This window comes from Pandoraea commovens, from assembly GCF_902459615.1.
In the GTDB taxonomy this organism is placed as follows: Bacteria; Pseudomonadota; Gammaproteobacteria; order Burkholderiales; family Burkholderiaceae; genus Pandoraea; species Pandoraea commovens.
This window is the reverse complement of the sequence record NZ_CABPSA010000017.1, coordinates 1-13,205: the sequence shown is the minus strand read 5'-3', so window position 1 is coordinate 13,205 and position 13,205 is coordinate 1. Positions and strand designations below refer to the sequence as shown.

The following is a 13,205-nucleotide window of genomic DNA, read 5'->3' as shown; positions in this document are numbered from 1 at the left end:
GCGGCATGGCGCCTACTGACCCGCACGCGGATCCGTGAGCCGCGACTCATAGACGAAGCAACGAATCGCGGCCTTGTTGCGCGTATCCATCTGCATGAATTCGAGACCGTAAGCCCACGTGCCATCGGCCCTCGGCCCTTCGACGCTGCGCACCGCCCCACGCCCGACGATCGGCACGATATCCGCCCCGATCGGCACACGGAACTGCACCGCGACGTGCAGACATCCCTCCGGCAACGGGGCTTTTGCCACGATACCCGCACCGTCTGCACTGATGTCTCGCACCAGTACGAGCCACTCCGGCGTGTCCTGCGGATCGGCCAGCATGCGCGTAAGCGACGTACGCGACGTCTCGTCGATAGGCGACAGCCGCGCCACGAGCCGGGTGTCGACACGCGGCGTACGACGCACCGGCGTCTCCCGCACTTGCGACGGACGCGAGAGCACCACGTAATCGAATGGGCCGTGGTGCACGCTATGCACGTCGCACGAAAATTCGTACAAGTTGTCGCCCGGGAACGTCCAGAGCGCCAGCCGATCCCCCGCCACCATCGGCATGCGCGCGTCTCCCGCCATGGGAGGCGTGATAATCAGCATGCCGTTGGGTGCCCGACCGATCAGTCGGGCCCGCACGCGCGTCATCTCGGCGTCCGGTGCCACCCGCATCTGAATCCACGCACCGATCGGCAGCGGAACGGGCAAACCGTGCAAATAGACCGTCGAGGCCCCCGCACCGAGCGGCGACGCCGAATTCGCGGCCTCCGTCCGACCGGCGGCCTCACCCGTTGTCGCGCCCTCGGGCAGCGGCCGGTGAGGCGCAAACATCGTGAACAGCCAGTCCAGATCGGCTTCGGACGGCAGACGCTCGCCCGCCGCCAGCAATGGCGTGCCGTCAGCGTCGAACAGTGGCCAGGAGAGTGGGACGTGAGCGTCAAGCTCGCGACGATTGACCGCCACGAACCCCGGATAGCCTGACGCAATACAAGTCGAGTGCATGATGCCTGGAAGGGGTGTGACACCCCAGAAAGTCTCGGATTAAGGAGGCGCGACGTACGTAATGTGGCGTCATGAAGCTCGGTGAGACGTTTCGCGACGTCCTGTGACGCATGTCTGACGTAATGCAACGTAAGGCACGTACGTATTTTTACCACGAAAGTGCCGTCGCGCTGATGGCGGAATATCAGGCAAAACGCCCCTCAATCCGCCGCAACGCTATCCGAGCCTCGCCGGGGTGAAGCGCTGGCGTGGGTCGCTTCCGTGATGACGTGGGCAGGAAGCGGGAATCGGATGGCCCAGAACCACGGGAGCGTCTGACGACAAGCGTCCGCCAGCCCGGGAAGCGCCATGATCTCGGGGCAGGTCAGCCATTGGGTCAATCGCTCGGCCAGATGCCAGGACGCGACGGCGTCGTCAGAAAGACAGGCCTGTAGCGCCATTGCCGGTGGCAACACGCGCCACGTGGCCTCCCCGATCATCGTCTCATTGAGCACCGCGAGCGCGTAGCGGCGGCAGGCAAGGCGCGCGCCGTCCGCGATCGATGTGCTCACATCGATCGACGGCAGCGAGAGATACCACTCCGGCTGGGTCGCCAGCCAGGCCAGACCGGCGGCGACGGAAACCAGCCGGACACGGCGCGACAGGGAGATACCCGATGCCGCGTCGGTGGCGGGCGTCGAGAGGGGATGATCGCGAAACACTTCGTCGATATCGGCGCGGCCCGCAGAGTGCAGTCGGACAAAGGCGAGCGACCGGGACGTGCGAACCGTGGCGTCGAGACGCTCAGGTGGACTCAATTCGGCACGTGGCGACAGCAGCGCCGCCAAAGGCAGTTCACTCACCGCGCTGGCGAGCGTGCGGCCATCCACTCCCGCATGCGGCACCGGCTCGCACCTCACCCTCATCGCCAAGCCACCGGCGAGTCAGCCGGACAAATGCATCGAGCGGTCGCTCCACCGGCCATAGACCGGCGAGGCACCCGAACTCCCTCAGCAACCCCTGAAGTTGCCGCATGATCCCGGGCACGTAGTCGCCGGGAAGCGCCACGTCGCGCACGACCACCCGTGTGCCCACCCAATGCCAGCCGGGGAGCGGGTGACCCGCGAAGCCCATATCCCCCTCCTTCGGCTGGCTTGCCCCTGCCACGCCCCATACACCCGCCGTCAACGCTTTCGGCAGACGCGCCGCCACCTCGCCGTCGGCCCGAATCCACACAAGGTAGGCTGGGTCCAGCGCGTTGACGCCGTCCGCCGACAGCGCGACGTGCACTTGCGCAGGCAGTGTGTTGACCCACGCCGCGCGCAAGGCCGCCGTGCGCGAATCGCTGACACCGCCCTGTCCCTCTTCAGCCCAGTAAAGCGTCTGGCAGATCGCGCCAGCGCGCGCCCAGACGGTCTCGGGAGGCCCATTCACACACAAGCGGAACAACGTGACCATCAGCGCGTCGGTCGCCCACGAAGCCTCGTCGCGCGTCAGACGCACGTCGTTCAGCATATCGAGCTTGCGCGCCAGCCATTGCGCACGCAGCGTCGCGAAACATTCATGATCCGCCAGGCCGCCCGCCTCCCCCGGCGCAACCAGCAGTCGACCGAGCCAATCGCTGTGTTGAACGTGCTCAGGCAAACGATGCAACAGCGGCGCCATCTCTTCAGGGGCGTCGGTAACGGCCGAAAATGCAGAACGGTGACGCAGCGCATTCAACAATTGCAGGAAGACGCTTGTGCGCATGGCCGGTTGGTCCACGGGAAAGGTCATCCAGGACCGCACCACCGGGTCCAGTTCGGATGGCGTCAAACGGCGCAGCCAATCCGCATCCAGTCGAAGCCGGGCGTCTTGCCATTGCGTCGCGCTCAGATCGCAGTCGCGCCCGATGCGCACCCGCTTGAGACTGGCACCGCAAAAACGCGCGCGGCGCAAATCGCACGACTCGAAGAATGCGCCATTGAGCTGTGCGCCTCGCGCATCCCATGCCACGAGGTCGCACCGACGAAATGCGGCATCTCGTAAGTCTGCACCGGACGCCCGCCCATGGCTCATCGTGACCGATGTCCATCTCGAACGTCGCGCCCGAGTGCCAATGAGCATCGTGCGACGCGCGCTGCCGTTCGTGAAGCACGCCCCGTCCATGCGCGCCAGATGAAAGGACGCGTCATCGAGGCGCACCTTCTCGAACGTCACCCCCTGACAACGCGTCTCACTCAGATCGGCCCCGCTCATCACGGTATGCAGAAATTCTGCGCCACGAAGATTGGCCCCGTTCATGCGGGCACCGCTCAGCACCGCCGCGCGAAAACATGCCTCGCGCAAATCCGTCCGTTCGAATTCGGCGTCCACCTGATTAGCGTACGCGAACCCTGCACGACGCAGCCGCGCACCCGACCAGACCGTTGCGTTGAAATGACCGCCGCAAAACTGCGCGCCCTGTGCGTGAACGCCTCGCAGGTCACCGTTCGACAGCGACAGATCCGGCAGCGCACCGTCTTGTAGATTCGTGAGCGTCAACGCCGCGCTGAGGATGTCCGGTGGCCACTCGCGCAGCGGCCAGTCGGCCATTGCCGCCGGGTCAAAGGCGACGGCATCCCCCGAGGGCAGCCAATGCCACTGCGGCGCACGCGCCCTGCCGTCGCGAGACGGCGAACACCACGTCACCATATCTCGCGCGATGTCTGTGGCCCGCGCCCCATGCAACAGATGCGGATAGCGCGTGCTCCACACCCGTGTCAACGCGGCTTTGTCGAAAGGTAAGTCGCCTCGTGCAGCATCGGCGCTCGCACATAAACGTTCGATGCTGCCGCAGCCAGCTCGCCGCGTATCCTGCGCAAGTGCGTGTGTCAGCCACGAGACCAGCAATGCGATCGCACGACGCTCGGCCAGATCGGCCCGCAGAATCGCGCAACGCAGTGCCTCGGCGGGCGCTCCGCTGGAGGATGACGGATAGGAAGACGGCAAGACACCGTTGCCGTTTGCGCCGCCCCCGACGTGTTCCGAGGGAAGCGAGGCCGTAGCCTGCGTATGTGCGCCACGAGTGACAGCGGACTGAGACCACATGATGCATCGCTCCTCGGCGCACGCTTGGGCGCGTGCGCAAAAAGCCACCATGTTGCCGAAAGAACCCGGAGCTGCGCGCTAAGGAATTTCCGAATTAATCGCACAGCCCCGAGGGGGACGGTCGTGCCTCAGGCGAGACAGAGTTTGAGGGCGTCGCGCCAGTCGGGCGCACGTACGCCAAAGTTACGCGCGAGCTTGTCGTTGTCGAGCACGGAGAAGGCCGGACGTTTGGCCGGTAACGGATAGGCGGATGTCGGAATCGGCACAACGTTCGGACGCTTGTCCGGTGCCGTCAGATCGAGAATCGCTTCGGTGAATCCGTGCCACGTCGTCTGGCCGGCGGCCGTCAGGTGATAGAGGCCACCGCGCTCGCGCCAAAAGTCTGCGTCAATGCCACCCTCACCTGCATCGCCCAGCCCTTGCACCAGCATCTGCGACGTGAGTTCCGCAATCGTGCGGCACCAGGTCGGCGCGCCATGCTGATCGGCGACGATACGCAGTTCGTCGCGCTCGCGCGCCAGACGCTGAACCGTCAGCAGAAAGTTCGCACCGCGCGAACCGTACACCCAGCTCGTACGCAACACCAGATGGTTGGCGCCGCTGGCGGCAATAGCCGCTTCACCGGCGAGCTTGGTACGGCCGTAAGCGTTTTGCGGATTGGTCGGTTCGTCTTCGCGATACGGCGTGGATGACGTGCCGTCGAATACGTAGTCGGTGGAGTAGTGAACGACGAGCGCACCTAGACGCTTCGCCTCTTCCGCCATGATGCCGGGCACCACGGCGTTCACCTGATAGGCTGCCGCTTCTTCCGTCTCGGCGCGGTCGACGGCCGTGTAAGCGGCCGGATTGATGATCAGGTCGGGTGCGAAGTCGCGCACGGTCCGCACCACGCTGTCGGTGTCCAGCAGATCCATTTCGCTGCGTCCGGGGGCGTGCACGTCTCCCATGCCTTGCAGGCAACGTGCCAATTCCCAGCCCACTTGCCCGGTAGCGCCCGTCAACAGGATGCGTCTTGCCATGATACGGCTCCCTTGTCGCGATATGAGGAAACAAGGGAGCCTACCCGGTTTCGCTTCAGGTTTCCAGCCCGAGCTCCTGGATCTTGCGCGTGATCGTGTTGCGCCCGATACCCAGACGGCTCGCGGCTTCGACCTTGCGCCCGCGCGTGAAGTCCAGCGCTTCATTGATCAGCGCGGTCTCGAAGCGACGCGTGAGTTGGTCCATTACGTCCGGCGAAGCCGAGCGCAGCAATCGCGCGACCTCGCGGCGCAGGATCGGCTCCCAGCTCTCCACGCTCGGTACGCCCGGCATGCCCGCCGCCTCGCCTGCACTCCCGCCCATGCCGCCAACCGGCACCGACGGCACGGCACCCACGCTGCCATATCCCGCTGCGCCCTGTGCCGGGTCAGCGCTACCTGAGGTCACGGCCCCGCCATGCGCCGCACCGTTCGCATACGCAGGCATACCGGCCACCACCGCAGCGGGCGCGGTCGGCGTCTGAAATTCCGGTGGCAGATCCTTGATTTCGACGGTCTGCGCCGGTGCCATCACCGTCAGCCAGTTGCTGAGGTTTTCCAACTGACGCACGTTGCCCGGGAACGGGAAGCGCGTCAGATGCGTGAGCGCGGCCTCGCTGATGCGCTTGGTTTCGACACCCAGTTCGCGTGCGCTCTTCTGCAAGAAGTGACGCACCAGCAGCGGAATGTCTTCGTTACGCTCGCGCAATGACGGCAAGCGCAAGCGGATCACGTTCAGACGGTGATACAAGTCCTCGCGGAACAGCCCCTGACGCACGCGATCTTCCAGATTCTGGTGGGTGGCCGCGATCACACGAACGTTCGCCTTGATCGGGCTGTGGCCGCCGACACGGTAGTAGTTACCGTCGGAGAGCACGCGCAACAGACGCGTCTGCAAATCCAGCGGCATATCGCCGATTTCGTCGAGAAACAGCGTGCCGCTCTCCGCTTGCTCAAAGCGTCCGCGACGCGTTGCCTGCGCCCCGGTGAACGCCCCGCGCTCGTGACCGAACAGCTCGGATTCGAGCAGATCTTTCGGAATGGCCGCCGTGTTGAGTGCAATGAACGGCCCCGAAGCGCGCGGCGAATGTCGGTGCAACGCGCGTGCGACCAGTTCCTTGCCCGAGCCCGATTCGCCGGTGATGAGCACCGTCGCGCTCGAATGCGACAGACGACCGATAGCGCGGAACACGTCCTGCATCGCACTCGCCTGCCCGAGAATCTCAGGCTCTTCGGTAATACGTTCGTCGTCCGTCGCTTCGCGCAGACTTTCTTCGACAGCGCGAAGAATCAGCTCGACCGCGCGATCCACGTCGAACGGCTTGGCCAGATACTCGAACGCACCGCCCTGAAACGCGGCGACGGCGCTATCCAGATCCGAGAACGCCGTCATGATGATGACGGGCAGGCCAGGATGCCGTTGCTTGACCATTTGCAGCAATTCGAGGCCGGAGCCGCCCGCCATGCGGATGTCCGATACCAGCACTTGCGGCGAATCGTGTTCGAGCGCTGCGCTGGCTTCGCGCGGGCCGGTGAAGCTGCGCACTGGCAGGTTGGCTCGCGAGAGTGCTTTCTCCAGCACCCATCGGATGGATTGGTCGTCGTCTACTATCCAGATCGGCTTCATTGTTCACCGTGTAACGTCTATGCCCGGCCGCAGGTGTTACGGCCGACGGCGTGAGGGCCGCATCAGCCCAGGGGCAGCAGGATTCGAAAATCCGTCCGTCCGGGCCGGCTTTCGCATTCGATCAGACCGTCGTGGCGCTGAATGAACGATTGCGCCAGTGTGAGTCCCAGACCGCTTCCGCCCTCTCGCCCGGAGACGAGCGGATAGAAGATGCGATCTCGAATGTCGGCAGGTATGCCTGGCCCGTTGTCGATCACATGCAATTCCAATGCCAGCTTGTGCAATCGCTTGGCAATCGTGATCTTTCGCGCCACTCGCGTGCGCAATACGATGCGTGCGTCGCCGCGCGCGATCTGCTCGCGCAGCGCCTCGGCACCGTTGCGCACGATATTGAGTAGCGCTTGAATGAGTTGCTCTTTGTCGCCGCGAAAATCGGGCAGGCTGACGTCGTAGTCCCGCTCGATCGACAAGCCTTGCGGGAATTCCGCGAGTACCACCGAACGCACGCGCTCACAGACTTCGTGGATGTTCACGTCCGTGGCGATATACGGATGGCGATGCGGCTCCAGCAAGCGATCCACCAGCGTCTGAAGCCTGTCGGATTCCTTAATGATCACCTGCGTGTACTCGCGCAATTCGCGCTGATCCAGCTCGAACTCCAGCAACTGTGCCGCACCGCGAATGCCGCCGAGCGGGTTCTTGATTTCGTGCGCGAGGTTGCGGATAAGCTGCTTGTTCATCAACGCCTGATCGATGATCCGCTCTTCGCGCTCGTTCTTGAGCTTCTGCTCGTTCTCGATCAGCTCGACGATCACGAAATCGGGCGCTGCCTCGGGGGCCGCCACAATCGCGTGTGTGTGCAACGGCTCCTGCGCGGTGCGTTCCAGCACCAGATCGAGGCGTGTGGTCTGGAAGTGATTCGCGATGAGCTCCGTCATCGTCGACGACAGCACTTCGCCGTTCGTGAACACATCGTTCCACGTCATCTGCGAGAGCGAACGACGCGATAAGGCCAATAACGCTTCGGCGGCCGGGTTTGCGAAGACCACGCGCAAGGTGTGCTTTTCCAGCACGAGTAGCACGGTCGGCAACGCTTCCAGCCCCGGCAGAATGCCGGTCGCGGCAAGCTTCGCTTCCCACGGGTCGACCAGGGCATGCGCCGCAGACAGGGGCGCGGGGATGCCTGCGGCGTCAGCCGTCAATTCGGCAGCAACATCGGCGGCATCAGCGGAATGCGAGGCCCGCTTCGTCTGCCCTTTCTCACCAGCGCGGACACTTTTCATCAAGGATCTAGGCGTTAGGTTCGTGGCAGGCCGCTGGCACGATGCACGTTGGCGATGCATGGCGCGCGCTGCGGATAAAAAAGGGGGACGGCCGCGGCCATCCCCCCGTGCTTGTCGAGCATGACGGTCGGCCGCAGGCGTTCCGTCATGCCGGCGCATTGCTGCGCAGCGACCCGATTACAGCGAGTAGTACAGTTCGAACTCGAGCGGGTGCGTGGTCATGGCCACACGGCGAGCTTCGTCCGTCTTCAGCGCGATGTACGAATCGAGCATGCCGTCGGTGAACACACCGCCACGCGTCAGGAACTCGCGGTCTTCGTTCAGGTATTCCAGCGCCTGTTCGAGGCTCGAGCACACGGTCGGGATCTTTGCATCCTCTTCCGGCGGCAGGTCGTACAGGTTCTTGTCGGCAGCTTCGCCCGGGTGGATCTTGTTCTGCACGCCATCCAGACCGGCCATCAGCATGGCCGAGAAGGCCAGATACGGGTTGGCCATCGGATCCGGGAAGCGCGCTTCGATGCGGCGGCCCTTCGGGTTGGCAACGTACGGAATACGGATCGATGCCGAACGGTTACGGGCCGAGTAAGCCAGCTTCACCGGGGCTTCGAAGTGCGGCACGAGGCGCTTGTACGAGTTCGTCGACGGGTTCGTGATCGCGTTCAGGGCACGGGCGTGCTTGATGATGCCGCCGATGTAGTACAGCGCGAATTCCGACAGACCGCCGTAGCCGTTGCCTGCGAACAGGTTCTGACCGTCCTTCCAGATCGACTGGTGGATGTGCATGCCCGAACCGTTGTCGCCAACGATCGGCTTCGGCATGAACGTGGCCGTCTTGCCGTAGCTATGTGCCACGTTGTGCACGACGTACTTCAGGATCTGCGTCCAGTCGGCGCGCTCGACCAGCGTCGAGAACTTCGTACCGATTTCGTTCTGGCCCTGGCCAGCGACTTCGTGGTGGTGCACTTCAACCGGCACGCCGAGTTGTTCGAGCAGCAGGCACATTTCCGAGCGCATGTCCTGGAACGTGTCGACCGGTGCGACCGGGAAGTAGCCGCCCTTCGTGCCCGGACGGTGGCCGGTGTTGCCGCCATCGAAGTCCTTCGACGAGGACCACGGGGCTTCTTCGGAGTTGATCTTCACGAAGGTGCCCGACATGTCCGTGTTCCACTGGACCGAGTCGAAAATGAAGAATTCCGGCTCCGGACCGAAGAAGGCGGTGTCGCCCAGGCCCGTGCTCTTCAGGTAGGCTTCAGCGCGCTTGGCGATGGAGCGCGGATCGCGGTCGTAGCCCTTGCCGTCGGCCGGCTCGATCACGTCGCAGGTCAGGACCAGCGTGTTTTCTTCGTAGAACGGGTCGATGTAAGCGGTGTCGGCGTCCGGCACCAGCAGCATGTCCGAGGCTTCGATGCCCTTCCAGCCAGCGATCGACGAACCGTCGAAAGCGTGGCCGCTCTCGAACTTGTCGGCGTCGAAGTGCGACACGGGCACCGAGACGTGCTGCTCTTTGCCGCGCGTGTCCGTAAAGCGGAAGTCGACGAACTTGACGTCTTCTTCCTTAACCAGGTTCATCACATCTGCCACAGATTTGCTCATGCTATCTCCCGAAAGATTCAATCTGGCGCTGCTGGCGCTCATCGCCCGCGTCGCCGCACCCTCTTAACGAACTCCGTGTTCGGATTCGCCAGTGATAAGCAGGAAGCGTGCCAGCGTATCGCTTCACTGTCGTGCCTCACCCTCGCCCACTGATTTCTAAGGAAATATTCGATGCTGGTGCGTCCAGCGCCAAATTCCCGCTCGCGGGCTTCAATTCTCCATTTCGGTGCGTGTCGCACCAAAACATCACTAAATTGGTGCATTTTCCGATTATGCACCTTTTCGGTGCCAGCATGCCGCGTCACTGACCCGAAGTTGTGCGCCATATTGCACCGTCGTCGGGCGCGGTGGATTCGGTCCACAAAATATCCAGACGACTCCCAATGCTGCTCGATGTCACTTAAAGCGCATCTTTGCATGTGCTGCACGCTAGAATGAAGGACAACCATCGACTAACGAGATCACAGCAATATGACAAGCGCAAAAGCCATTCTCGACCAAGCAACGCAGCGTCGCGCCACGGGTCAGCTCGCCTACGCAGGCGCAGTCACGCCGGAAGAAGCGCTGGCATTGCTCAACGCTGACGCCAACGTTCGTCTGATCGACGTGCGCACGCGCGCTGAACTCGATTGGGTCGGCCGCCCGCAGGTGCCGGACGGGCAGTACGCCAACGTCGAATGGGTGCGCTATCCCGGTGGCGTGCCCAACGAACACTTCCTCGAACAACTGACGTCGCAGACGACGGACAAGACGACGCCGTTGCTGTTCCTGTGCCGCAGCGCCGCCCGCTCGAAGGCCGCCGCGAAAGTCGCATACGAAGCCGGCTTCACGCAATCGTTCGACATCCTCGAAGGCTTCGAAGGCGACAAGGACGGCAACGGTCACCGCAAGAATGTAAGCGGCTGGTGCTTCCGCGGCCTGCCCTGGCTCGGCGCATGACATCCGCGACACCGGATTGCCGGTCACGGCCGCAGGGCTGCGATGGCGATGGCGACAAATGACAGGACGACAACGACTGCGCACCGACGACGTATCGACACACACCGAACCACATCAACGCGAGGAGACGCCGAGATGGACTGGACTCACTTGCTGACTTTCGCGCTCGCCCTGTTCGTGGGCGCGGGCACACCGGGCCCCGGCATTGCGGCCATCGTCGCGCGCGTCCTCGGTCGCGGCACGCAAGGCGCGATTGCCTTTACCGCAGGCGTCGCGATTGGCGATGTCGTCTGGCTCACGCTCGCCGTGCTCGGCGTGGCGGCACTGGCGCATACGTTCTCCGGCGTGTTCCTCGCGATCAAGTACGCCGGTGCGGCTTACCTTCTGTATCTCGCCTGGAAGATGTGGCACGCTCCGGCCATCGCGCCGACGGAGCCATTGGCCGCCGCACCGCGCGAGAAGTCCTGGCGTCTGTTTCTGGGCGGTCTGTCGGTCACCATGGGCAACCCGAAGGTCGTTGTGTTCTATTTCGCACTGCTGCCCAACTTGCTCGATCTGCAACGCGTGACGGCACTCGGTTACATCGAAGTCGTCGGCGTCACACTGACGGTGCTCGCCATTGTGTTCGGAAGCTACATCGCGCTGGCGTCCCGCGCACGGCGACTGCTCAGCTCGGCACGTGCCGTGAAACGTCTGAATCGCGCGACGGGCACGGTAATGGCCGGTGCGGCCGTTGCCATCGCGACACGCTGAACGCAGCCGAAACATCTCCGCATCGTCGCCACATGAGAAACGCCACCTTCGGGTGGCGTTTTCATTAATGCCGTTCCAACAACCATCTCTCATCGGGCGAGAACGCACATCGGATTGTTGCGGTTCGCGTAATGATTCATTCGCTTAATTGCCGTTTTTCCTTGATAGCCGGAGGCATAGACTGGCTTCACCGGTCGCGCACAACGCATACCGCGTCCTACCCAAAGACGCTCGGTACCGATGCATTGCGCGCCCCCGCAACACAGAAGAACAGGAATTAACGTCATGAATCGCATCCTCAATCGCAAGCTCATTGCATCGGCACTGATCTCGGCCACGATGGCCACTGCAACAGGTTCCGTTTTCGCACAATCGCATCTGTCGAGCGACGCTTACCCCGACGGCTCGCCGTTCGGTTGGGTGCCCCAAACGTCTCAGCTCACCCGCGCACAGGTGCGTGAGGACCTGATCGACGCGCGCGCCAAGGGCCTGATTCCGCAGAACGACTACGACTACCCGGCGTTCAACACGATGAACAACGCCAACGTGCCGGGCAAGACGCGCGCACAGGTGTACGACGAACTCGTGCGTGCACGCCAGAACGGCGAGATGAAGTACTCGAATCCGTAAGCGACGAACCGGCCCTCGTCATGCTGCCTCCCTCGGGCGGCGTGACTGACGCACGCAGGCCGGACGGCATCTTCAGCCTGCGTTGCGTCACCTTATTGCATCACCTGATTAGGTCTTAGTCCCGCCGACAGGCGCGCGCCCCCGCCCAACAACGTTTTGCCGGGCTATCCGTGGTGCGTCGGCCCAGTGCTTCCCCTCTGGCCCGGCAGTCACACACGGCTTCCCACGGGCGCATCTCCTGTCGCCATGCGTTCCCCGTAATCGCATGGGACTTTCGCCCGCGCTCCCGCCCTGGAGCGTGGGCTTTTTTAATGGACGCGTTGGTGGACGGCAGTGGACTGCGCAGGCTGCGTGCTACCATGCAGCCGTTTCAATTTGCATAGACAGGATCATCCGGTGAGTGACATCCAACTAGATATCGAGTGGACCGAGCGCGCAGCGAAGAAGGCCGAACGACTCGTTCCCAAGGACACCCCGCTCGGGTTGCCGCCGCTCGAATGCCTGCCGCAGGAAGGTGACGTGATGTTCCTCGGCAAGGGCGACAAGAAGCAACCGTTCGTTGTGGTGGAACGTCAGTACCACCACGAAGGCGAAGACGCCTGGACGATCATCCTGATCCTGGATCTTCCGGAATAACGACGACGTCCCCTGAGGGGCATGCATGACGTTCGAAGCATCGGCAGCCGAAACGCCTGCCGCTGATTTGGACGGATCGCAGACCTGTCCGGAAAGCTCGGCGCGGCCACTGGGGAAACCCCGGTTGTCGCGCCGCTTTGCTTGAGGGAAGCCGTTTTCTATACTTGAGACGCGACTTACCTCGTGCATCGCCTGGTGGCGACAGGGAGATCCAATATGATCGCGCCCCACCTTTCCAATGCCCAACTGGTCTGCATGTTTGCGATCGCGGTATTCGGCGCGATCGTTGTCGGCGCAATGCCGTGCAAAGGGACCATTCGAATGTGCTGGCGATCGCTGCTCGTGGTCGTGGGCGCGGTGCTCGCGGTACTGGCGTTCGAGATGGTTCCGCTTCTCGCCTGAGACCTTTTTTGCGGATTTTCACCATTAAGGGTTGACCCCATGCGGAAGAGCCGATATTATCTCGGTCTCGTTGGGGCGTTAGCTCAGTTGGTAGAGCAGCGGACTCTTAATCCGTAGGTCGAGTGTTCGAGTCACTCACGCCCCACCAAACGAATTTTTAAGAAAGGCTGCGATGCCGTGCAGCCTTTTTTATTCCCGGTAGCATCGGGGCGTTAGCTCAGTTGGTAGAGCAGCGGACTCTTAATCCGTAGGTCGAGTGTTCGAGTCACTCACGCCCCACCA

Annotated in this window: 12 protein-coding genes and 2 tRNA genes; 7 read left to right on the top strand and 7 right to left on the bottom strand. The window is 63.0% G+C overall.

What is annotated here, in order from left to right:
* Positions 1-12 precede the first annotated feature (12 nt).
* From PCO31010_RS26240 to glnA, 7 genes are all read right to left on the bottom strand, one after another.
* The gene (locus PCO31010_RS26240) at positions 13-996 is read right to left on the bottom strand and encodes a flagellar brake protein (RefSeq protein WP_150666831.1); all 984 of its coding nucleotides are present in this window, start codon (positions 994-996) and stop codon (positions 13-15) included.
* 200 nt (positions 997-1,196) lie between these two features.
* Complete coding sequence (locus tag PCO31010_RS26235; RefSeq protein ID WP_150666830.1) at positions 1,197-1,838, bottom strand: hypothetical protein; 642 nt, start codon at positions 1,836-1,838, stop codon at positions 1,197-1,199.
* A complete protein-coding gene (locus tag PCO31010_RS26230) occupies positions 1,831-4,044 on the bottom strand; it encodes a pentapeptide repeat-containing protein (RefSeq protein ID WP_174985224.1) in 2,214 nt (737 codons plus the stop codon). Before PCO31010_RS26230 ends, PCO31010_RS26235 begins: the two co-directional genes overlap by 8 nt.
* Positions 4,045-4,172: 128 nt before the next feature.
* Positions 4,173-5,063, bottom strand: coding sequence for a dTDP-4-dehydrorhamnose reductase (gene rfbD / locus PCO31010_RS26225; protein WP_150666828.1), 891 nt, complete (start codon positions 5,061-5,063; stop codon positions 4,173-4,175).
* A gap of 55 nt (positions 5,064-5,118) precedes the next feature.
* On the bottom strand, positions 5,119-6,687 hold the full coding sequence (ntrC, locus tag PCO31010_RS26220; RefSeq protein WP_150666827.1) for a nitrogen regulation protein NR(I): 1,569 nt from the start codon (positions 6,685-6,687) through the stop codon (positions 5,119-5,121).
* Positions 6,688-6,749: 62 nt separating this feature from the next.
* Positions 6,750-7,970, bottom strand: a complete 1,221-nt coding sequence (gene glnL, locus PCO31010_RS26215; protein ID WP_246184782.1) for a nitrogen regulation protein NR(II) — start codon at positions 7,968-7,970, stop codon at positions 6,750-6,752.
* A gap of 177 nt (positions 7,971-8,147) precedes the next feature.
* Positions 8,148-9,563 (bottom strand): type I glutamate--ammonia ligase, encoded by a 1,416-nt coding sequence (gene glnA / locus PCO31010_RS26210; RefSeq protein ID WP_150666826.1) that lies wholly within the window; start codon positions 9,561-9,563, stop codon positions 8,148-8,150.
* A gap of 471 nt (positions 9,564-10,034) precedes the next feature.
* Here glnA and PCO31010_RS26205 point away from each other — a divergent pair, with 471 nt between their 5' ends.
* From PCO31010_RS26205 to PCO31010_RS26175, 7 genes are all read left to right on the top strand, one after another.
* Positions 10,035-10,502 (top strand): rhodanese-like domain-containing protein, encoded by a 468-nt coding sequence (locus PCO31010_RS26205; protein ID WP_150577750.1) that lies wholly within the window; start codon positions 10,035-10,037, stop codon positions 10,500-10,502.
* Positions 10,503-10,637: 135 nt separating this feature from the next.
* A complete protein-coding gene (locus PCO31010_RS26200) occupies positions 10,638-11,255 on the top strand; it encodes a LysE family translocator (RefSeq protein ID WP_039398964.1) in 618 nt (205 codons plus the stop codon).
* Between the two features lie 285 nt (positions 11,256-11,540).
* Positions 11,541-11,885, top strand: a complete 345-nt coding sequence (locus PCO31010_RS26195) for a DUF4148 domain-containing protein (protein WP_174985221.1) — start codon at positions 11,541-11,543, stop codon at positions 11,883-11,885.
* Between the two features lie 396 nt (positions 11,886-12,281).
* Positions 12,282-12,521, top strand: a complete 240-nt coding sequence (locus PCO31010_RS26190; RefSeq protein ID WP_039398969.1) for a hypothetical protein — start codon at positions 12,282-12,284, stop codon at positions 12,519-12,521.
* 216 nt (positions 12,522-12,737) lie between these two features.
* The gene (locus PCO31010_RS26185) at positions 12,738-12,923 is read left to right on the top strand and encodes a hypothetical protein (RefSeq protein WP_150666825.1); all 186 of its coding nucleotides are present in this window, start codon (positions 12,738-12,740) and stop codon (positions 12,921-12,923) included.
* Between the two features lie 72 nt (positions 12,924-12,995).
* Positions 12,996-13,071 (top strand) — tRNA-Lys (locus PCO31010_RS26180).
* A 58-nt stretch (positions 13,072-13,129) separates the two neighbouring features.
* Positions 13,130-13,205 (top strand) — tRNA-Lys (locus PCO31010_RS26175).

Bases quoted from the DNA above. Each gene is read 5' to 3' on its own strand.
- glnA (WP_150666826.1), bottom strand. From the start codon at position 9,563: ATGAGCAAATCTGTGGCAGATGTGATGAACCTGGTTAAGGAAGAAGAC.
- ntrC (WP_150666827.1), bottom strand. From the start codon at position 6,687: ATGAAGCCGATCTGGATAGTAGACGACGACCAATCCATCCGATGGGTG.
- PCO31010_RS26200 (WP_039398964.1), top strand. From the start codon at position 10,638: ATGGACTGGACTCACTTGCTGACTTTCGCGCTCGCCCTGTTCGTGGGC.
- glnL (WP_246184782.1), bottom strand. From the start codon at position 7,970: ATGAAAAGTGTCCGCGCTGGTGAGAAAGGGCAGACGAAGCGGGCCTCG.
- PCO31010_RS26205 (WP_150577750.1), top strand. From the start codon at position 10,035: ATGACAAGCGCAAAAGCCATTCTCGACCAAGCAACGCAGCGTCGCGCC.
- PCO31010_RS26230 (WP_174985224.1), bottom strand. From the start codon at position 4,044: ATGTGGTCTCAGTCCGCTGTCACTCGTGGCGCACATACGCAGGCTACG.
- PCO31010_RS26195 (WP_174985221.1), top strand. From the start codon at position 11,541: ATGAATCGCATCCTCAATCGCAAGCTCATTGCATCGGCACTGATCTCG.
- rfbD (WP_150666828.1), bottom strand. From the start codon at position 5,063: ATGGCAAGACGCATCCTGTTGACGGGCGCTACCGGGCAAGTGGGCTGG.
- PCO31010_RS26185 (WP_150666825.1), top strand. From the start codon at position 12,738: ATGATCGCGCCCCACCTTTCCAATGCCCAACTGGTCTGCATGTTTGCG.
- PCO31010_RS26240 (WP_150666831.1), bottom strand. From the start codon at position 996: ATGCACTCGACTTGTATTGCGTCAGGCTATCCGGGGTTCGTGGCGGTC.